The sequence below is a fragment of the Exiguobacterium sp. CH10 genome (genome assembly GCF_018617635.1).
Lineage (GTDB): Bacteria > Bacillota > Bacilli > Exiguobacteriales > Exiguobacteriaceae > Exiguobacterium > Exiguobacterium aestuarii_A.
In genome coordinates this window covers 405482-418830 of the sequence record NZ_JACSKO010000002.1, presented here as the reverse complement: position 1 = coordinate 418830, position 13349 = coordinate 405482, and the positions used below count along the sequence as shown (strand labels likewise).

Sequence of the window (13349 nt, the reverse complement as noted above, 5' to 3'; positions counted from 1 at the left end):
GATTCCTCCTTAAGATATATTATTGCACAAGTACGGTACCAATACGAACAAACGATGCGCCTTCTTCAATCGCGATTGGATAATCGTTTGACATTCCCATCGACAGCTCCGTGCAGGGGGCGTGTTCAAACCCTTTTACGTTCACTTCATCACGTAATCGACGTAAACGACCGAACGTCTCACGGAGGACTGACTCTTCTTCCGTGAACGGTGCCATCGTCATCAACCCGATGATTCGAATATGAGGATACTGTTTACAGTTCTCGATGAAAGGCATAACTTCCTCTATTTCAAGACCATGTTTTGAATCTTCTCCTGAGGTATTTACTTGAACGAAACAATCAATCGTCTCGCTCGCTCGTTTATCAATCTCTGCAGCGAGTGATAAACGGTCCAATGAGTGAATAGCTGTCACGTGATCGATGATTTGTCTCACTTTACGTGTCTGTAACGTGCCGATGAAGTGAAACTTTGCGTCTTCTGGCATGCCGTTTACTTTCTCAAGTAAGGAATCTGGACGATTTTCACCGAAGTCACGAATTCCTTCTGCGTAGAGAGCATTGGCCACATCTACGCCTACCGATTTCGTGACGGCAATCAAAGTAGGCTCCACATCTTGAACGTGGGCTGCCATGATGGATTGAACTTGCTTTACGTTATCTGAAATACTCACAATTTACGCTCCTTGACGATGACTGCCGCAAATCGACGCTTCGTTTCTCCATCTCGATACGAGAAAAATGGTGTGCTTGCGCCAGTCGATAAATTCGATTGCATGACGGACGTGTCATGTTCGTTTGCCAATACTTCATTGACGGTTTGGAGTGACAACAAGGCGTGGTCGCCCGAATCCTGTCGAACGGCTTCTTGATAGGCAATCGGCGAAACGGATTGAACCGCATCTAGCACTCGACGATCGACCTCATATTCATTCCCAGCAATCGCTGGACCGACGAGCATCTCCACTTCTGTCGCATCGATGCCTAATTCTTCAAACGCTTGGATCATGGACGTGACGATATTGCCGACGGTCCCTTTCCACCCCGCATGAGCGACACCGATGACTCCATGGTCTTTCGCACAGAAAAAGAGAGGTACACAATCTGCAAAGACGAGAGCGAGCGGCAATGCTTCTTCTGTCGTGATCAGTCCGTCTGTTTGCGAAATCGCCTCGTCATATCGAAATGCACCTTTGCCCTTGTCCGCTGAATCCACGCTTTGGACCGTTATCCCGTGCACTTGGTCGGCCCAAACGGAGTCTTCTAGCGAAAGATTCGCCTGTTGAAAGAACCATTGACGATTTTGAATGACTCCATCAATATCATCGCCGACGTGAAGACCGACGTTTCCGGCATTGTGTCCGTTCGTCCGTGTCGTCACGTAAGCAAGATAGCGATTCGATTCGGTTTCCCATGTATGTAACAGTTGCATCGGTTTCTCCTTTTTTAGAAAAAGGGATGCCGAGTCACGGCACCCCTTTTTGTTTAGTTACGGCGTTGTCTCACGAACGCAGGGATGTTGATCGTCTCGTCTGGGACGTCCCCTCCATACACAGGGCGATGGAAGTTCCCTTCGTCTTGTTGAGCCGCTTCATTTGCTTTTGGTTGGGGTTCCTTGTTCTCAACCTCAGGCTGTTTTTTCGGCTGCTGAAGGAACGGGTTCGCCCCTTGTGTTTCCTCAGCAAATTCAGTTGCAATCACGGTGACGATGATTTCATCGTTCAAGTTTTCGTTGATGACTGAACCGAAGATCAAGTTCACTTCTTCATCTGCGGCACTTTGAACGATTTGAGCTGCTTCTGTCACTTCATACAAGCTAAGGCTGAGTCCACCTGTAATGTTCATCAAGACACCTTTCGCTCCTTCGATTGAAGATTCGAGAAGTGGTGAAGAGATTGCTTTCTTCGCTGCTTCAACGGCACGGTTTTCACCTGTAGCAACACCTACACCCATAAGTGCAGATCCTTTTTCCGTCATGATCGTCTTCACGTCAGCGAAGTCAAGGTTGATAAGACCAGGGATGGCAATCAAGTCTGTAATCCCTTGTACACCTTGACGAAGGACGTTATCCGCTTCACGGAACGCTTCGATCATCGGTGTATTGCGTTCCACGATTTCAAGAAGCTTATCGTTTGGAATGACGATGAGTGTATCTACTTTTTCTTTAAACGCTTGAATCCCATGTTGCGCGTGTTGCATGCGCTTCCGGCCTTCAAACATGAATGGTTTTGTGACGACACCGACTGTGAGCGCGCCGATTTCTTTTGAAATCTCAGCGATGACCGGTGCAGCACCAGTTCCTGTTCCGCCGCCCATACCAGCTGTGACGAAGACCATATCCGCTCCGTCGAGTGCTTCAATCAATTGTTCGCGGCTTTCTTCTGCCGCTTTTTTACCGATATCAGGATTCGCACCAGCACCGAGACCACGTGTCAATTTGGCACCAAGTTGAAGCTTCACATCGGCTTTCGACATATTCAAGGCTTGAGCATCCGTGTTGACAGCGATGAACTCAACTCCTTGTACCCCGTGTTCAATCATACGGTTAACGGCGTTTGAACCGCCGCCTCCGACTCCAATTACTTTAATTTTTGCTACGGCGTCAATCGCCTCATCAAAGTACATCATTCAGGTATCCCCCTACTTATTTTCCAAGTTGTATTACAACGTCAGCTTAAACGCCAAATAATTTTTCCATCAAACGACTAAAACCTTTTTTCGACTCTTGATCGGTCTCGTATTCGTTCTCTCCAACATGAGTATCGGTCGGTTCCTGCTTATTGTGAAGCGTTTCGTAGCGAACTTCCGGTTTTTCGAGTTGAGATTTTGAAACGTGATGATCACTCATTAAGACATATTTCAAAACACCGACTGCTGTCGCGTATTTTGGATGTCTGACGCCAATCGACGACGGTTGATACAATCTCGTCTTTTGACCCATGACACGAGTCGCTAACTCTTGAATACCTGGTAGAGCAGCAGCTCCACCACAAAGTAGATATCCGCCATTCAGCATCGGAACACCTACTTTTTGAACCTTATTCAACATAAGAGTAAACATTTCCTCTATTCTCGCCTCTAAAACATAGCTAATTTCTGACTGTGGTTCGAACGCCACTTCCCCATTGATGTTCGTGTAGGAGAAACCTTCTGTTCCATCGGCCATTTCTTCGAGTGCGAGACCATATTCTTCTTTCGCCACTTTGGCGTCTTGATATTTGCAGTTTAGCTTATAGACCAAGTCTCTTGTCATATGGTCTCCACCGACTGGAAGGATATACGAGTAAACGAGATCTCCACGATAAAATACCGAGACCGTCGTCTTTTCGTGCCCGACATCGACAAGACCAATGCCGAGGTCGATTTCATCTACAGAAGCTGCACTCATACCGAGCGCGAGGTTCCCTAAAATAAATCCTTCTAAGTGTAATCCGGCACGTTCAATCGAACGACGAATACTATGTAAAATTGTCTTCGATCCAGTAACCATTTTCCCATGCATTTCTAGTCGATAACCAAGCATTCCACGAGGATCGACGACACCCGTTTGTTGATCCACCGTGAATGATGATGGGATTACATCGATGACACTCATCTCATCCGGTAATCGCATCACTTGTGCTGAATTGATGACTTCCATCACGTCTGCATCTGTAATTTCCTGATCTTCCCGCTTCACGGATGCGATTCCATGACATGGGGCAATTTGGATATGTTCCCCTTCGATGGCAACGTATACAGATCGAATTTGATCACCTAACGATGTCTCCGCGTGTTCAACGGCCTGTTTGATCGCTTGGACTGTTTTATCGATGTCTACGACAGCACCACGTTTCACCCCTGCAGACGGTGCACACCCTTCTGCCAAAATATTAAGCGTTCCGCCGAGCAATTCACCGACGACGAGCTTAATCTCTGACGTTCCAATATCTAATGCGGCCACATAACCATTCGCTTCCAAAAGGGAAACACCTCCGCTCTATAATTTTCCTGTACAAATTACATGACAAATATGACAGATATCCAAAAAAATTGTTGGTTTCGACAAGATATCTCACGTCTAAGTTTACAACAAATAAGATAGTGAGAAAAGGTAGAATCCTACAATTTAAGCGGTTTCGCGTTATCAATTCGTTTACAAACGACAAAAAAACAGCCCTTATGTGTCTAAGGACTGTAATATAACTGATTATTCATTCGTTTTCTTGTATGGAACAAAGTAAAAACCACCATCCATGACGACTGTTCCTTGCTGACCTTTCGGAATGTTTTCATAGATTTCTCCATATTTCGAAACGGTCTCACTTAATTTCAGCGTCGGGGTAAGAAGCGTATTTCCGTCATTCATAAAGATCTCGTAACGTGTCGGCTCTCCCTCTTGTTTAGACAAGATGACTTCCGACATTCGGGCTCGCGTCGCGTCATCGACTTGTTCCAACTCACTGGCAATCTTTTCGAGTTCTTTTTCCGAATTGAATTCTCTTAGCAGTGGACCATCTTTTAACTTCTGAGGGTCGGTGATGGTGCCCGTCGGATGAAGTGAGCCGTCTGCTAACACGACGACATCTCCCGTCTCCGCACGAGCATAAGCAATCATCTTCTCTTCTGTCACATTGACGTGAACGACGTTATACCAAGATCGGTCCATGTCTACCCGTTTGACACCCGGCAACTTTTCCATTTGGTCACTCATCTTGCTCGGTGATAGACTGACAAATTTTGTCGATGTGTCAAGTTCCATGTCTTGAAACACGTAGGATTCATCAAGCCAGTATAGCCCAGATACATTCACTTCTTTCACGTTCGACATCGAAGTTTGCATATAGACCACGAGTAGGATGAGAATCCCAAACAAGGAAAGCACGGAGAACATCCGACGGTTCGCTTTTTTCCGTCGCTGCTTTTTCATGTACGGAATACGGTCTTCTAGACTGCGTACCGTTTGTTGGCTTGGTTCCATCGGATTCTACTCCTTTATCGAATGACTTTTTCTACTAAGTCGGCTAATGCATCCGACGCGTCCGGGAATCCGAGGGCACGGGATGCGTTCGCCATCTCTTCTTGTTTGTCGAGCACTTGGCGAATCGCTTCGACGAGCGTTTCCCCTGTCAACGACTCCTCTTTCACGAGTAACGCCGCACCGTTTTCAACAAGGGCAGAGGCGTTCTTCGTCTGATGGTCTGCTGTCACGTATGGGCTCGGAATCAATACGCTCGGTAAGCCGAGGGCAGTCAATTCAGAAATGGTCGAAGCTCCCGCACGCGAGACGACGATTGACGTACAAGCGAGTAAGGCCGGCATGTCATAGACGTACGGATGAACATGTACGTTTTCAGACGATGGCGCTTCTTTCGATACAGATTCGTAATGAACTTTCCCTGTGACGTAGAGCACGTTGATCGGTAAGTCTGAAAGCGCCGGGATGGCCTCAGTGACGGCACGGTTGATTGCTTCGGCGCCACGGCTCCCTCCGTAAATCAGTACGATTGGTCGTTCATCCAGATTGTACTGTTCTCGTACAGCTGCATCGTCGACTTTCGTTTGTAGCACTTCACTTCCACGCGGATTTCCAATCAAGCGTACGTTTGCCCCAGGGAAATGAACATCTGACCCTTTAAAGGAAAGGGCGACCCGATCCGCCTTTTTCGATAAAAACTTATTCGTTAACCCTGGGATGCTGTTTTGTTCATGCAAAATAGTCGGGATACCGAGTTGTTGCGCCGTATAGACGACCGGTCCTGACACGAATCCACCTGTTCCAATGACGACGTCTGGTTTGAATGCTGCCATATCTTTTTTCAGAGAGCGGACAGCTTTCAAGAACCAGTACGCCGTCTTTAAGTTCTCAAGAGAGAGGGACCGTTTCAATCCAGCGATTTGAATCGATTTGAACGGGACACCTGCTCGAGGAACGAGATCGGCTTCTAATCCATTCTCCGTTCCCACGTATTGTACCTGTAAATTCGGGTGACGTTTTTGTAACGTCTCGATCAATGCGAGGGCCGGATAAATATGACCACCAGTACCTCCACCAGAAATCATGACTTTCATCGGTTCGCCTCCTCATATGCGCGAACGAGTTGGACGAACTGTTCGCCTCGTTCTTCAAAAGTCTTGAATTGGTCCCAACTCGCACAAGCAGGAGATAAGAGAATGACATCTCCCGTCTCAGATTGTTCAAACGCGAGTGGAACGGCGTCTGCTAACGTCTCGACCGTGAAAGACGGAATCTGTTGGGACTCTCCAAGCTCTTTAAAACGCTCTTTTGTCTCACCATACGCGACGACAGCTTTTACGTTTGAGAGAGCTGGCGCGAGCGAAGATAAGTCCGCTCCACGTTCGAGTCCTCCACATAGCCACACAATCGGAGCATCAAATCCTCGTAGCGCCGCTTCCGCCGCGACGTTGTTCGTCGCCTTCGAATCATTGTAGACGGCACGTCCGAGAACATCACCTAAACTTTCAGTTCGATGTGCGACACCGCCAAAGTTTCGTAATACTCGCTCGACGTGTGCTTTTGGAAGTGCAAACGGTTCGACCAACAGAAGAGCCGCTAGTACGTTCTCGACGTTATGGGCACCACCTAATGCCAATTCATTCACACGAATGATTCGCTCTCCGCGTACTGTGACCCAACCGTCCACAACGGAAGCATCTCCTCGCTCAAAACTGAACGTATTCGGTTCAAGATGGGCCGGGACACGTTTCATCACTTCGGAGTCTGTCACTTTGACGACGATTTGGTCGTCTCGTGTCATCTGACGGAACAAATTTCCTTTTGCATCTGCATACGAGTCGAAGTCGCCGTGATAATCGAGATGGGCTTCTGATAGATTCAGCAACGCTGCCGAACGCGGATGGAAGGACTCAACCCCCATCAACTGAAAGCTCGATAATTCAATGACAATCAATTCGCCCGCTTTCGCGTTTGTCGCGACCTCTATAGCTGGGAATCCGATGTTTCCCGCGAGATGAACCGGGCGCTCTCCACCTTTGAGTAACTCATAGACGAGTGTCGTTGTCGTCGTTTTTCCATTCGAACCTGTAATGGCGACAAATTCTGCGTCCGTTGCCATATAGGCCAGCTCCACTTCCGTGTAGATTGGAATCTCACGCGACATCGCTTCTTGAAGCAACGGGATGTGATACGGAATCCCTGGATTTTTGACAATCAACTCTGTCTCATTCAACAAAGCGAGAGGATGTTCATTAAACACCGATTGAATCCCAAGTGACTGAATTTTTTCCTGCTCGTCTTCGGGAGGGATATTCCCCGTATTGATCGTCACATCCGCTCCCGCATGATGCAGATACGTCGCCGCTGCGATTCCGCTCTTAGCGGCGCCGAGGACGAGAACTTTTTTACCGTGCCATTGCTTTTCCATCTGTCTCACCCTTTTACATGAGTAGTAATGATAAACCTGCTGTAATTAAACTGATTCCACCGAACGTAAGGACGATTCGCCATTCCGACCAACCGACCATTTCGAAGTGGTGATGAATCGGGCTCATTTTAAAGATGCGCTTCCCTGTCGTTTTGAATGAAAGAACTTGCAAGATTACGCTCAATGTCTCGATGACAAAGATGATCCCGACGAATACGAGGAGTAACTCAAGTTTCAACATGAGCGCTAGTCCAGCGACAGCTCCACCTAACGCGAGCGAGCCTGTATCGCCCATAAAAATCTTCGCCGGATATTTATTGAAAACGAGGAACCCAATCAATGCTCCGACGACGGCGAATGCGAACCAGGCAATCCCAAGCTCATCTTGTGCGAGCGCATAAATTCCGAAGAACGTGAACGTCGGAATCGCTGAGAACGAAACGAGACCGTCAAGACCGTCCGTCAAGTTGACGGCATTTGAGAAGCCGACGAGCCAGAAGATGACGATCGCGATATAGAACCAACCTGTATCAAATGAAATCGATGTGAATGGAATCGAGATCGATGTATCGAGCTCTCCACCGAGTGAAAGGAACCAGGCGAACAGAACGGATACGACAATTTGACCAATCAACTTCTGAAGTGACGTCAACCCGAGGTTTCGTTTATTGACGACTTTAATATAGTCATCTAAAAATCCGATTACCCCAAACGCCATCGTCACGAATAGAAGTGTCCCGAATCCTGCGACCGCTTCCCCAAAAATGACGGATACGATGAAGCCGACTAAGATAGCTAGCAAGATGACGATTCCGCCCATCGTCGGCGTTCCCGATTTCTTCTGGTGCCAGCCCGGACCTTCATCACGAATCTCTTGTCCAAATTTCAACTGACGCAATGCCGGAATAGCTCGCGGCATGACGATTAATACACTTAATAATGCACTGATTAAGACGATTAAACTAATTAACATATTGCTACCTCACTACTCTATTTATTGAACGAGACGCTCAAGCGCCAGTCCTCGAGATGCCTTTAACAATACCACAGTATCCGGTCGTTGATAACGATGAAGGAGCGCCTTCGCTTCCTCTACGGTCGGGACAGATGTGACGTTCACTCGTGTGTCTTCAATACCATCAGCAATCCATTTCGCTTTTTCACCGACGAGAATACAATCCGTCACGGGAGATGTCACGACGCCCCCCACTTGTGTGTGCTGGGCTTGTTCGTCAGATCCTAGCTCATACATATCGCCAAGGACGAGAACACGCTTCGAAAAGCCTTCGAGCGATTTGACCGTTTCAATCGCCGCAATCATCGATGTCGGGCTCGCATTATATGCATCGTTGATGAGATGCGCTTCACCGAACATTTGCTTTTCCATTCGCATCGTCGTCAGTTTGATGCGGTCAAGACCACGTTGGATCATCGTATGATCGAGTCCGAACTCGAGACCGCATGCAATCGCATAAGCTGCGTTTCGGATTTGATGGGCACCGAGCACCTTCAGCTCGTACAGGTCACCATTGTATTTAAAGATGGATGCATCGAACGTCGTCTCGACCACTTCGATTTTCCCGTCCGCCGTCTCATCGTATCCGACTCGATAGCCTTGACCGGCAAGAAGCGGCTCATCCGCATCGACGATCAATCGTCCGTCCGGTTTCAGACCAGCTTTGATTTCAAGCTTCGCTTTCGCGATCCCTGTGCGTCCGCCGACTTGTTCACCATGTGACTCCCCAATGTTCGTGACAAATGCCACGTCCGGTTTGGCAATTTTCGACAATTGCTCGATTTGACCGAAGCCGTTCATGCCCATCTCCAACACGGCCACTTCCGTATCGCGCGGCATTCTGAGAACGGTAAGCGGTAAGCCAACGTCCGAATTGAAATTTCCAGCTGTCTTATGCGTCTTGAATTTTTCTTCGAGTACGACGGCAATCATATCTTTCGTAGACGTTTTTCCGTTTGAACCGGTAATGGCGACCACGAGTGGATTGATTTCCTCTAAATAGCGTGCCGCTGCCATTTGCAAGGCGTCGATCGTCGACTTGACGGGGATGACAAACACATTGTCCGGTTGAGGGCGACCTTCTTCCCAAAACGTGACGATGGCACCTTTCTCAATCGCTGCTTCGATGTAGTCATGACCGTCAACACGTGCACCGACGATTGGGACAAATAGTCCTGCCCCATTCTCATCTCTCGAATCTGTGGCGATGCGTTCGACGAGACGATCGTCTTCCACGTCAACCCCAAACCAAGACGCTAATTTTTGAACTGTCAATTGTTCCATACAAACTTCCTCCTCATACATAGGAAAAGAGAGCCGCAGCCCTCTTCATCTCGTGCGTTAATTCGATGGTGTCTCCAATTTCACTTTCAAGGAGGCACCCGTTTTGACAGGTTTCCCTTTGCCAATCGATTGCGATGTGACAAATCCGGTACCATCGATTTCTAAATTTAATTGATAGAGCGTCGCTAGACGTTTCACATCACGTAACGACCACCCTTTTAATGTTGGCATCGTAAACGAATTACTCGTTTTTAGCAACAGTCGTTCACCGACGACATAAGATTGTCCCTTTACAGGACTTTGAGCCGTCACTTCATCCCCGTCACCTAAGACGATCGGATTGAACGAACTGTCAGTCGCCTCTTTTACGACATCTTCACGATTTTTACCAATATACGATGTCACCGTCTTTGTCGAGGCCTCAACCGCTTTTTCTTGCTTTTCAGGCTCGACACTCCGGTAACGTAACGCGACATCCATCACATCTTTGAAGAGTGGTGCCATGATGCGTGGACCCGTTGTTGACGAGTCACTGTTCGGACGATCGACCGCGATATACATGACGAGTTCCGGATCGTCTTCCGGTGCCATCCCGACGAATGAGTGAATGTACTGTCCGCTCAAATACTTTCCGTTCTCAGCGATTTGGGCAGTACCCGTCTTCCCGACCACTTGATAGTTATCTAACGCATACAATTGGCCTGTTCCCACATCGCTATTGACGACACCGTCAAGTGCTTCACGCGTCTTTTTCGCAGTCTCTGCAGTGATCGGTTGACCGACCTCTTTCGGGTTCGTCGTCCGAATCGTTTCGCCCGTCTCGCTGTTGACAATCTTCTTAATGACGTGCGGTTGTTTCATCGTGCCGTCCGTTGCAATCGCAGATGTCGCCTGCAAGATTTGCATCGGTGTCACCGCGGTCGATTGTCCCCAAGCTGTGATCAAGACGTTCATCGGACTCTCGAAGTCGAATTGACTGTTTACCTCACCAGGTAAATCAATTCCGGTCCGTTGATCGAACTTGAACGCTTTAAAGTAATCTTCATAGCGACTGAGACCGAGTCGTTCGTTCGCTAAGATCGAGAACGCGACGTTCGACGAGTGCCAGACGCCTTCTACCATAGGAATGGTACCCCATCCAGTAATGTTATAATCATTGAATACCGTCTTGCCGTACTTGTATGATCCTGACTTGTACAACTCGTTCGGGTTATATACGCCCTCGTTGATCGCAGCCGCCAACGTGAAAATTTTCATCGTTGACCCTGGCTCAAAGCGAGACGATACCGAGAAGTTACTGTATGAGGAAATCTCACGCGTATTCGGGTCGAAAGATGGACGGTCCGATAAGGCGATGATCTCCCCTGTTTTCGGATCCATGATGATGGCCGTCGCATTTTTCGGTTCATACTCCTCATATAACTCATTCATCTTCGTCTCGAGCAGCTGTTGAATCCGATGATCAATCGTCAGTTGGACATCCGCGCCGTCTTCTGGCTCGATTTTTAATTGTTCGTCGCTCGAGACGAGCTCACGTCCTGCCAAATCTTTTTCGAATCGATACAAGCCATACGACTCACTTAAAATATCGTTGAGCGATTTTTCGATCCCGAGTTCACCGACGAGCTCGATTCGACCGTTTTGGTCAATCTTTTGCGCATAGCCGATGACCGAAGATGCGAATACTTTATTCGGGTAGTAACGTTTCGGTTCTTCGACGAACGTGATACCCGGAAGTTCGAACGCTTCGATCTCTTCTTTTTGTTCAACGGTCAAATCACGTCCCGGAACACCGAACTCGATTTGGCCGCGGTCGACATTTTGCTCAAGTCGCTTTAAGATGTCGGCCTCTGTCATCGGAAGCACGGTCGCGAGTTGTTTCGCGGCTTCTTCGAACTCGTTTGGCATGAGCGTCTTCCCTTCGACCCGCTCGCCACCAAGTTTTAACACGGCGACAAGTCGATACGATGGAATGTTGATGGCAATTGGTTGACCAAAACGGTCGTACACTTCGCCTCGTTCGGCTTCTAACGTACTGACTGCCTTCCACCGCTGCTCTTCAGCGAACGCCAACATATTCTCGCCTTTATATGTATGCGTGACAGACAAGTAAAGAAACCATCCGACAAAAAATAAAAAGAGTGGGGTGAAGCAGACAATCGCTACCCACGCCACTCTTTTTTTACTCTGTTGTAGAGAATTCATCAATCAATCACCTTGACGTTCTTCTCATTGAATTTCATTCCGAGTTTCTCGGCAATCGCGTAAATTCGTTCTGGCGAGCTTAGTTGGGCGATTTCATACTTTAGTTCTTCGTTTTCTTTTGCAACCCCATTTACCTGCTGGTTGACGGCTGCCGTATCACGCATAATGTTATACGCTTCGTTGTGTTTTGACACCGTGATGCCACCGAACATGACCACTGAACCAATCATCACTGGATACAGGATCGATTCAAACAAGGTCAACGTGCGTCGTTTTGGAGCAGGTATTGGTCGTTCTTGCGGAATCGGATTTCGATTCGGTGTAACTTGAGGCTGCAACGCCTTACGGGCAGCTTCTGGCATCAGGTATCCCTCCTACAAAGTGATTATTTTTGTTTTTCGGCCACTCTCAGTTTTGCCGAGCGTGAACGACGGTTATCTTCGAGTTCTCCTTCACTCGCCACGATTGGTTTGCGTGTGATCAACTTGAGTTCTGGTTCGAACTCTTTCGGGATGACCGGCAATCCTGGTGGTAACGGCGGGTGTTGGCTCCGTTCTTTAAACACTTGTTTACAAATTCGGTCTTCTAACGAATGGAATGTAATGACACAGATGCGTCCGTTCACTGCGAGTAAATCAATCGCATCTTGTACGGCACGGTCAAATACGTTCAACTCGTCATTGACGGCGATTCGAATCGCTTGGAACGTTCGTTTCGCTGGATGACCGCCTTTACGTCTTGCTGGTGCAGGAATCGCTTCTTTAATCAAGTCGACAAGCTCAAACGTCGTCTCAATCGGTTTATCGGCACGGGCTTGCTCAATCTTTCGTGCGATTTGTTTTGAAAACTTTTCCTCCCCGTATGTAAAGAAAATACGAGCAAGTTCTCCAAACGACCATTCATTCACAACATGATAAGCTGAAAACTCTCGCGAGCGATCCATTCTCATATCGAGCGGCGCGTCGTAATTGTAACTGAATCCACGTTCTGCCTCATCAAGCTGTGGCGAAGAAACGCCTAGGTCGAATAGTACGCCGTCCACTTTTGTCACGCCATGTTGGGCGAGTTCTTCTTTCAAGTGAACGAAGTTGCTCTTTATAAACGTCACACGGCCTTCATAAGGAGCCAATCGCTCTTTCGCATGCGCGAGCGCGACGTCATCTTGGTCGAACGCATATAGTTGTCCCGTCGTTAGACGCTTGGCGATTTCTTCACTATGACCCGCTCCACCTAACGTACAGTCCACATATATACCATCTGGTTTGATGTTCAATCCTTCAATGGACTCCATTTTTAAAACCGTTTCATGCTCAAACATTCAAAAAACCCTCTCAACCTACATATTTCAACTGTTTTATTACACTTACTTTATCATAAAAATGTCAAGGTCCGTACAGGTTTTTAGCGAAAAGAGGAAACAAAAAGGTAACAACAAAAAAAAGCTCCTGACAAATGTCAAGA

The 13349-nt window shown here is 47.8% G+C and carries 12 protein-coding genes; all 12 read right to left on the bottom strand.

The window, feature by feature from the left end:
- Positions 1-19: 19 nt before the first annotated feature.
- Positions 20-673: a YggS family pyridoxal phosphate-dependent enzyme gene (locus KNP04_RS08940; protein WP_214819600.1), complete on the bottom strand. Its 654-nt coding sequence runs from the start codon at positions 671-673 to the stop codon at positions 20-22.
- Entirely contained in the window at positions 670-1431 is a 762-nt protein-coding gene (pgeF, locus tag KNP04_RS08935; protein ID WP_214875363.1) for a peptidoglycan editing factor PgeF, read from the bottom strand. The genes KNP04_RS08940 and pgeF overlap by 4 nt, the downstream gene beginning before the upstream one ends.
- Before the next feature lie 53 nt (positions 1432-1484).
- Positions 1485-2627: a cell division protein FtsZ gene (gene ftsZ, locus KNP04_RS08930; protein ID WP_214691765.1), complete on the bottom strand. Its 1143-nt coding sequence runs from the start codon at positions 2625-2627 to the stop codon at positions 1485-1487.
- Between the two features lie 46 nt (positions 2628-2673).
- Positions 2674-3960: a cell division protein FtsA gene (ftsA, locus tag KNP04_RS08925; protein WP_214691764.1), complete on the bottom strand. Its 1287-nt coding sequence runs from the start codon at positions 3958-3960 to the stop codon at positions 2674-2676.
- Positions 3961-4188: 228 nt separating this feature from the next.
- The gene (locus KNP04_RS08920; protein ID WP_214691763.1) at positions 4189-4959 is read right to left on the bottom strand and encodes a cell division protein FtsQ/DivIB; all 771 of its coding nucleotides are present in this window, start codon (positions 4957-4959) and stop codon (positions 4189-4191) included.
- 14 nt (positions 4960-4973) lie between these two features.
- Entirely contained in the window at positions 4974-6050 is a 1077-nt protein-coding gene (gene murG / locus KNP04_RS08915; RefSeq protein ID WP_214875362.1) for an undecaprenyldiphospho-muramoylpentapeptide beta-N-acetylglucosaminyltransferase, read from the bottom strand.
- Positions 6047-7384 (bottom strand): UDP-N-acetylmuramoyl-L-alanine--D-glutamate ligase, encoded by a 1338-nt coding sequence (gene murD, locus KNP04_RS08910; protein WP_214875361.1) that lies wholly within the window; start codon positions 7382-7384, stop codon positions 6047-6049. The genes murG and murD overlap by 4 nt, the downstream gene beginning before the upstream one ends.
- 13 nt (positions 7385-7397) lie before the next feature.
- Positions 7398-8357 (bottom strand): phospho-N-acetylmuramoyl-pentapeptide-transferase, encoded by a 960-nt coding sequence (gene mraY / locus KNP04_RS08905; RefSeq protein ID WP_214691760.1) that lies wholly within the window; start codon positions 8355-8357, stop codon positions 7398-7400.
- A gap of 21 nt (positions 8358-8378) precedes the next feature.
- Positions 8379-9683, bottom strand: a complete 1305-nt coding sequence (locus KNP04_RS08900; protein ID WP_214875360.1) for a UDP-N-acetylmuramoyl-tripeptide--D-alanyl-D-alanine ligase — start codon at positions 9681-9683, stop codon at positions 8379-8381.
- 57 nt (positions 9684-9740) lie between these two features.
- Positions 9741-11888: a penicillin-binding protein gene (locus tag KNP04_RS08895; RefSeq protein WP_214819591.1), complete on the bottom strand. Its 2148-nt coding sequence runs from the start codon at positions 11886-11888 to the stop codon at positions 9741-9743.
- Complete coding sequence (gene ftsL / locus KNP04_RS08890) at positions 11888-12250, bottom strand: cell division protein FtsL (protein ID WP_214691757.1); 363 nt, start codon at positions 12248-12250, stop codon at positions 11888-11890. Before ftsL ends, KNP04_RS08895 begins: the two co-directional genes overlap by 1 nt.
- Before the next feature lie 23 nt (positions 12251-12273).
- Positions 12274-13206, bottom strand: coding sequence for a 16S rRNA (cytosine(1402)-N(4))-methyltransferase RsmH (gene rsmH / locus KNP04_RS08885; RefSeq protein WP_214745610.1), 933 nt, complete (start codon positions 13204-13206; stop codon positions 12274-12276).
- Between the last annotated feature and the right edge of the window lie 143 nt (positions 13207-13349).

What these genes read in the sequence shown, in the direction of transcription:
- pgeF (WP_214875363.1), bottom strand. Translation starts at nt 1,431, where the DNA reads ATGCAACTGTTACATACATGGGAAACCGAATCGAATCGCTATCTTGCT.
- ftsZ (WP_214691765.1), bottom strand. Translation starts at nt 2,627, where the DNA reads ATGATGTACTTTGATGAGGCGATTGACGCCGTAGCAAAAATTAAAGTA.
- KNP04_RS08920 (WP_214691763.1), bottom strand. Translation starts at nt 4,959, where the DNA reads ATGGAACCAAGCCAACAAACGGTACGCAGTCTAGAAGACCGTATTCCG.
- murG (WP_214875362.1), bottom strand. Translation starts at nt 6,050, where the DNA reads ATGAAAGTCATGATTTCTGGTGGAGGTACTGGTGGTCATATTTATCCG.
- murD (WP_214875361.1), bottom strand. Translation starts at nt 7,384, where the DNA reads ATGGAAAAGCAATGGCACGGTAAAAAAGTTCTCGTCCTCGGCGCCGCT.
- mraY (WP_214691760.1), bottom strand. Translation starts at nt 8,357, where the DNA reads ATGTTAATTAGTTTAATCGTCTTAATCAGTGCATTATTAAGTGTATTA.
- KNP04_RS08900 (WP_214875360.1), bottom strand. Translation starts at nt 9,683, where the DNA reads ATGGAACAATTGACAGTTCAAAAATTAGCGTCTTGGTTTGGGGTTGAC.
- KNP04_RS08895 (WP_214819591.1), bottom strand. Translation starts at nt 11,888, where the DNA reads ATGAATTCTCTACAACAGAGTAAAAAAAGAGTGGCGTGGGTAGCGATT.
- ftsL (WP_214691757.1), bottom strand. Translation starts at nt 12,250, where the DNA reads ATGCCAGAAGCTGCCCGTAAGGCGTTGCAGCCTCAAGTTACACCGAAT.
- rsmH (WP_214745610.1), bottom strand. Translation starts at nt 13,206, where the DNA reads ATGTTTGAGCATGAAACGGTTTTAAAAATGGAGTCCATTGAAGGATTG.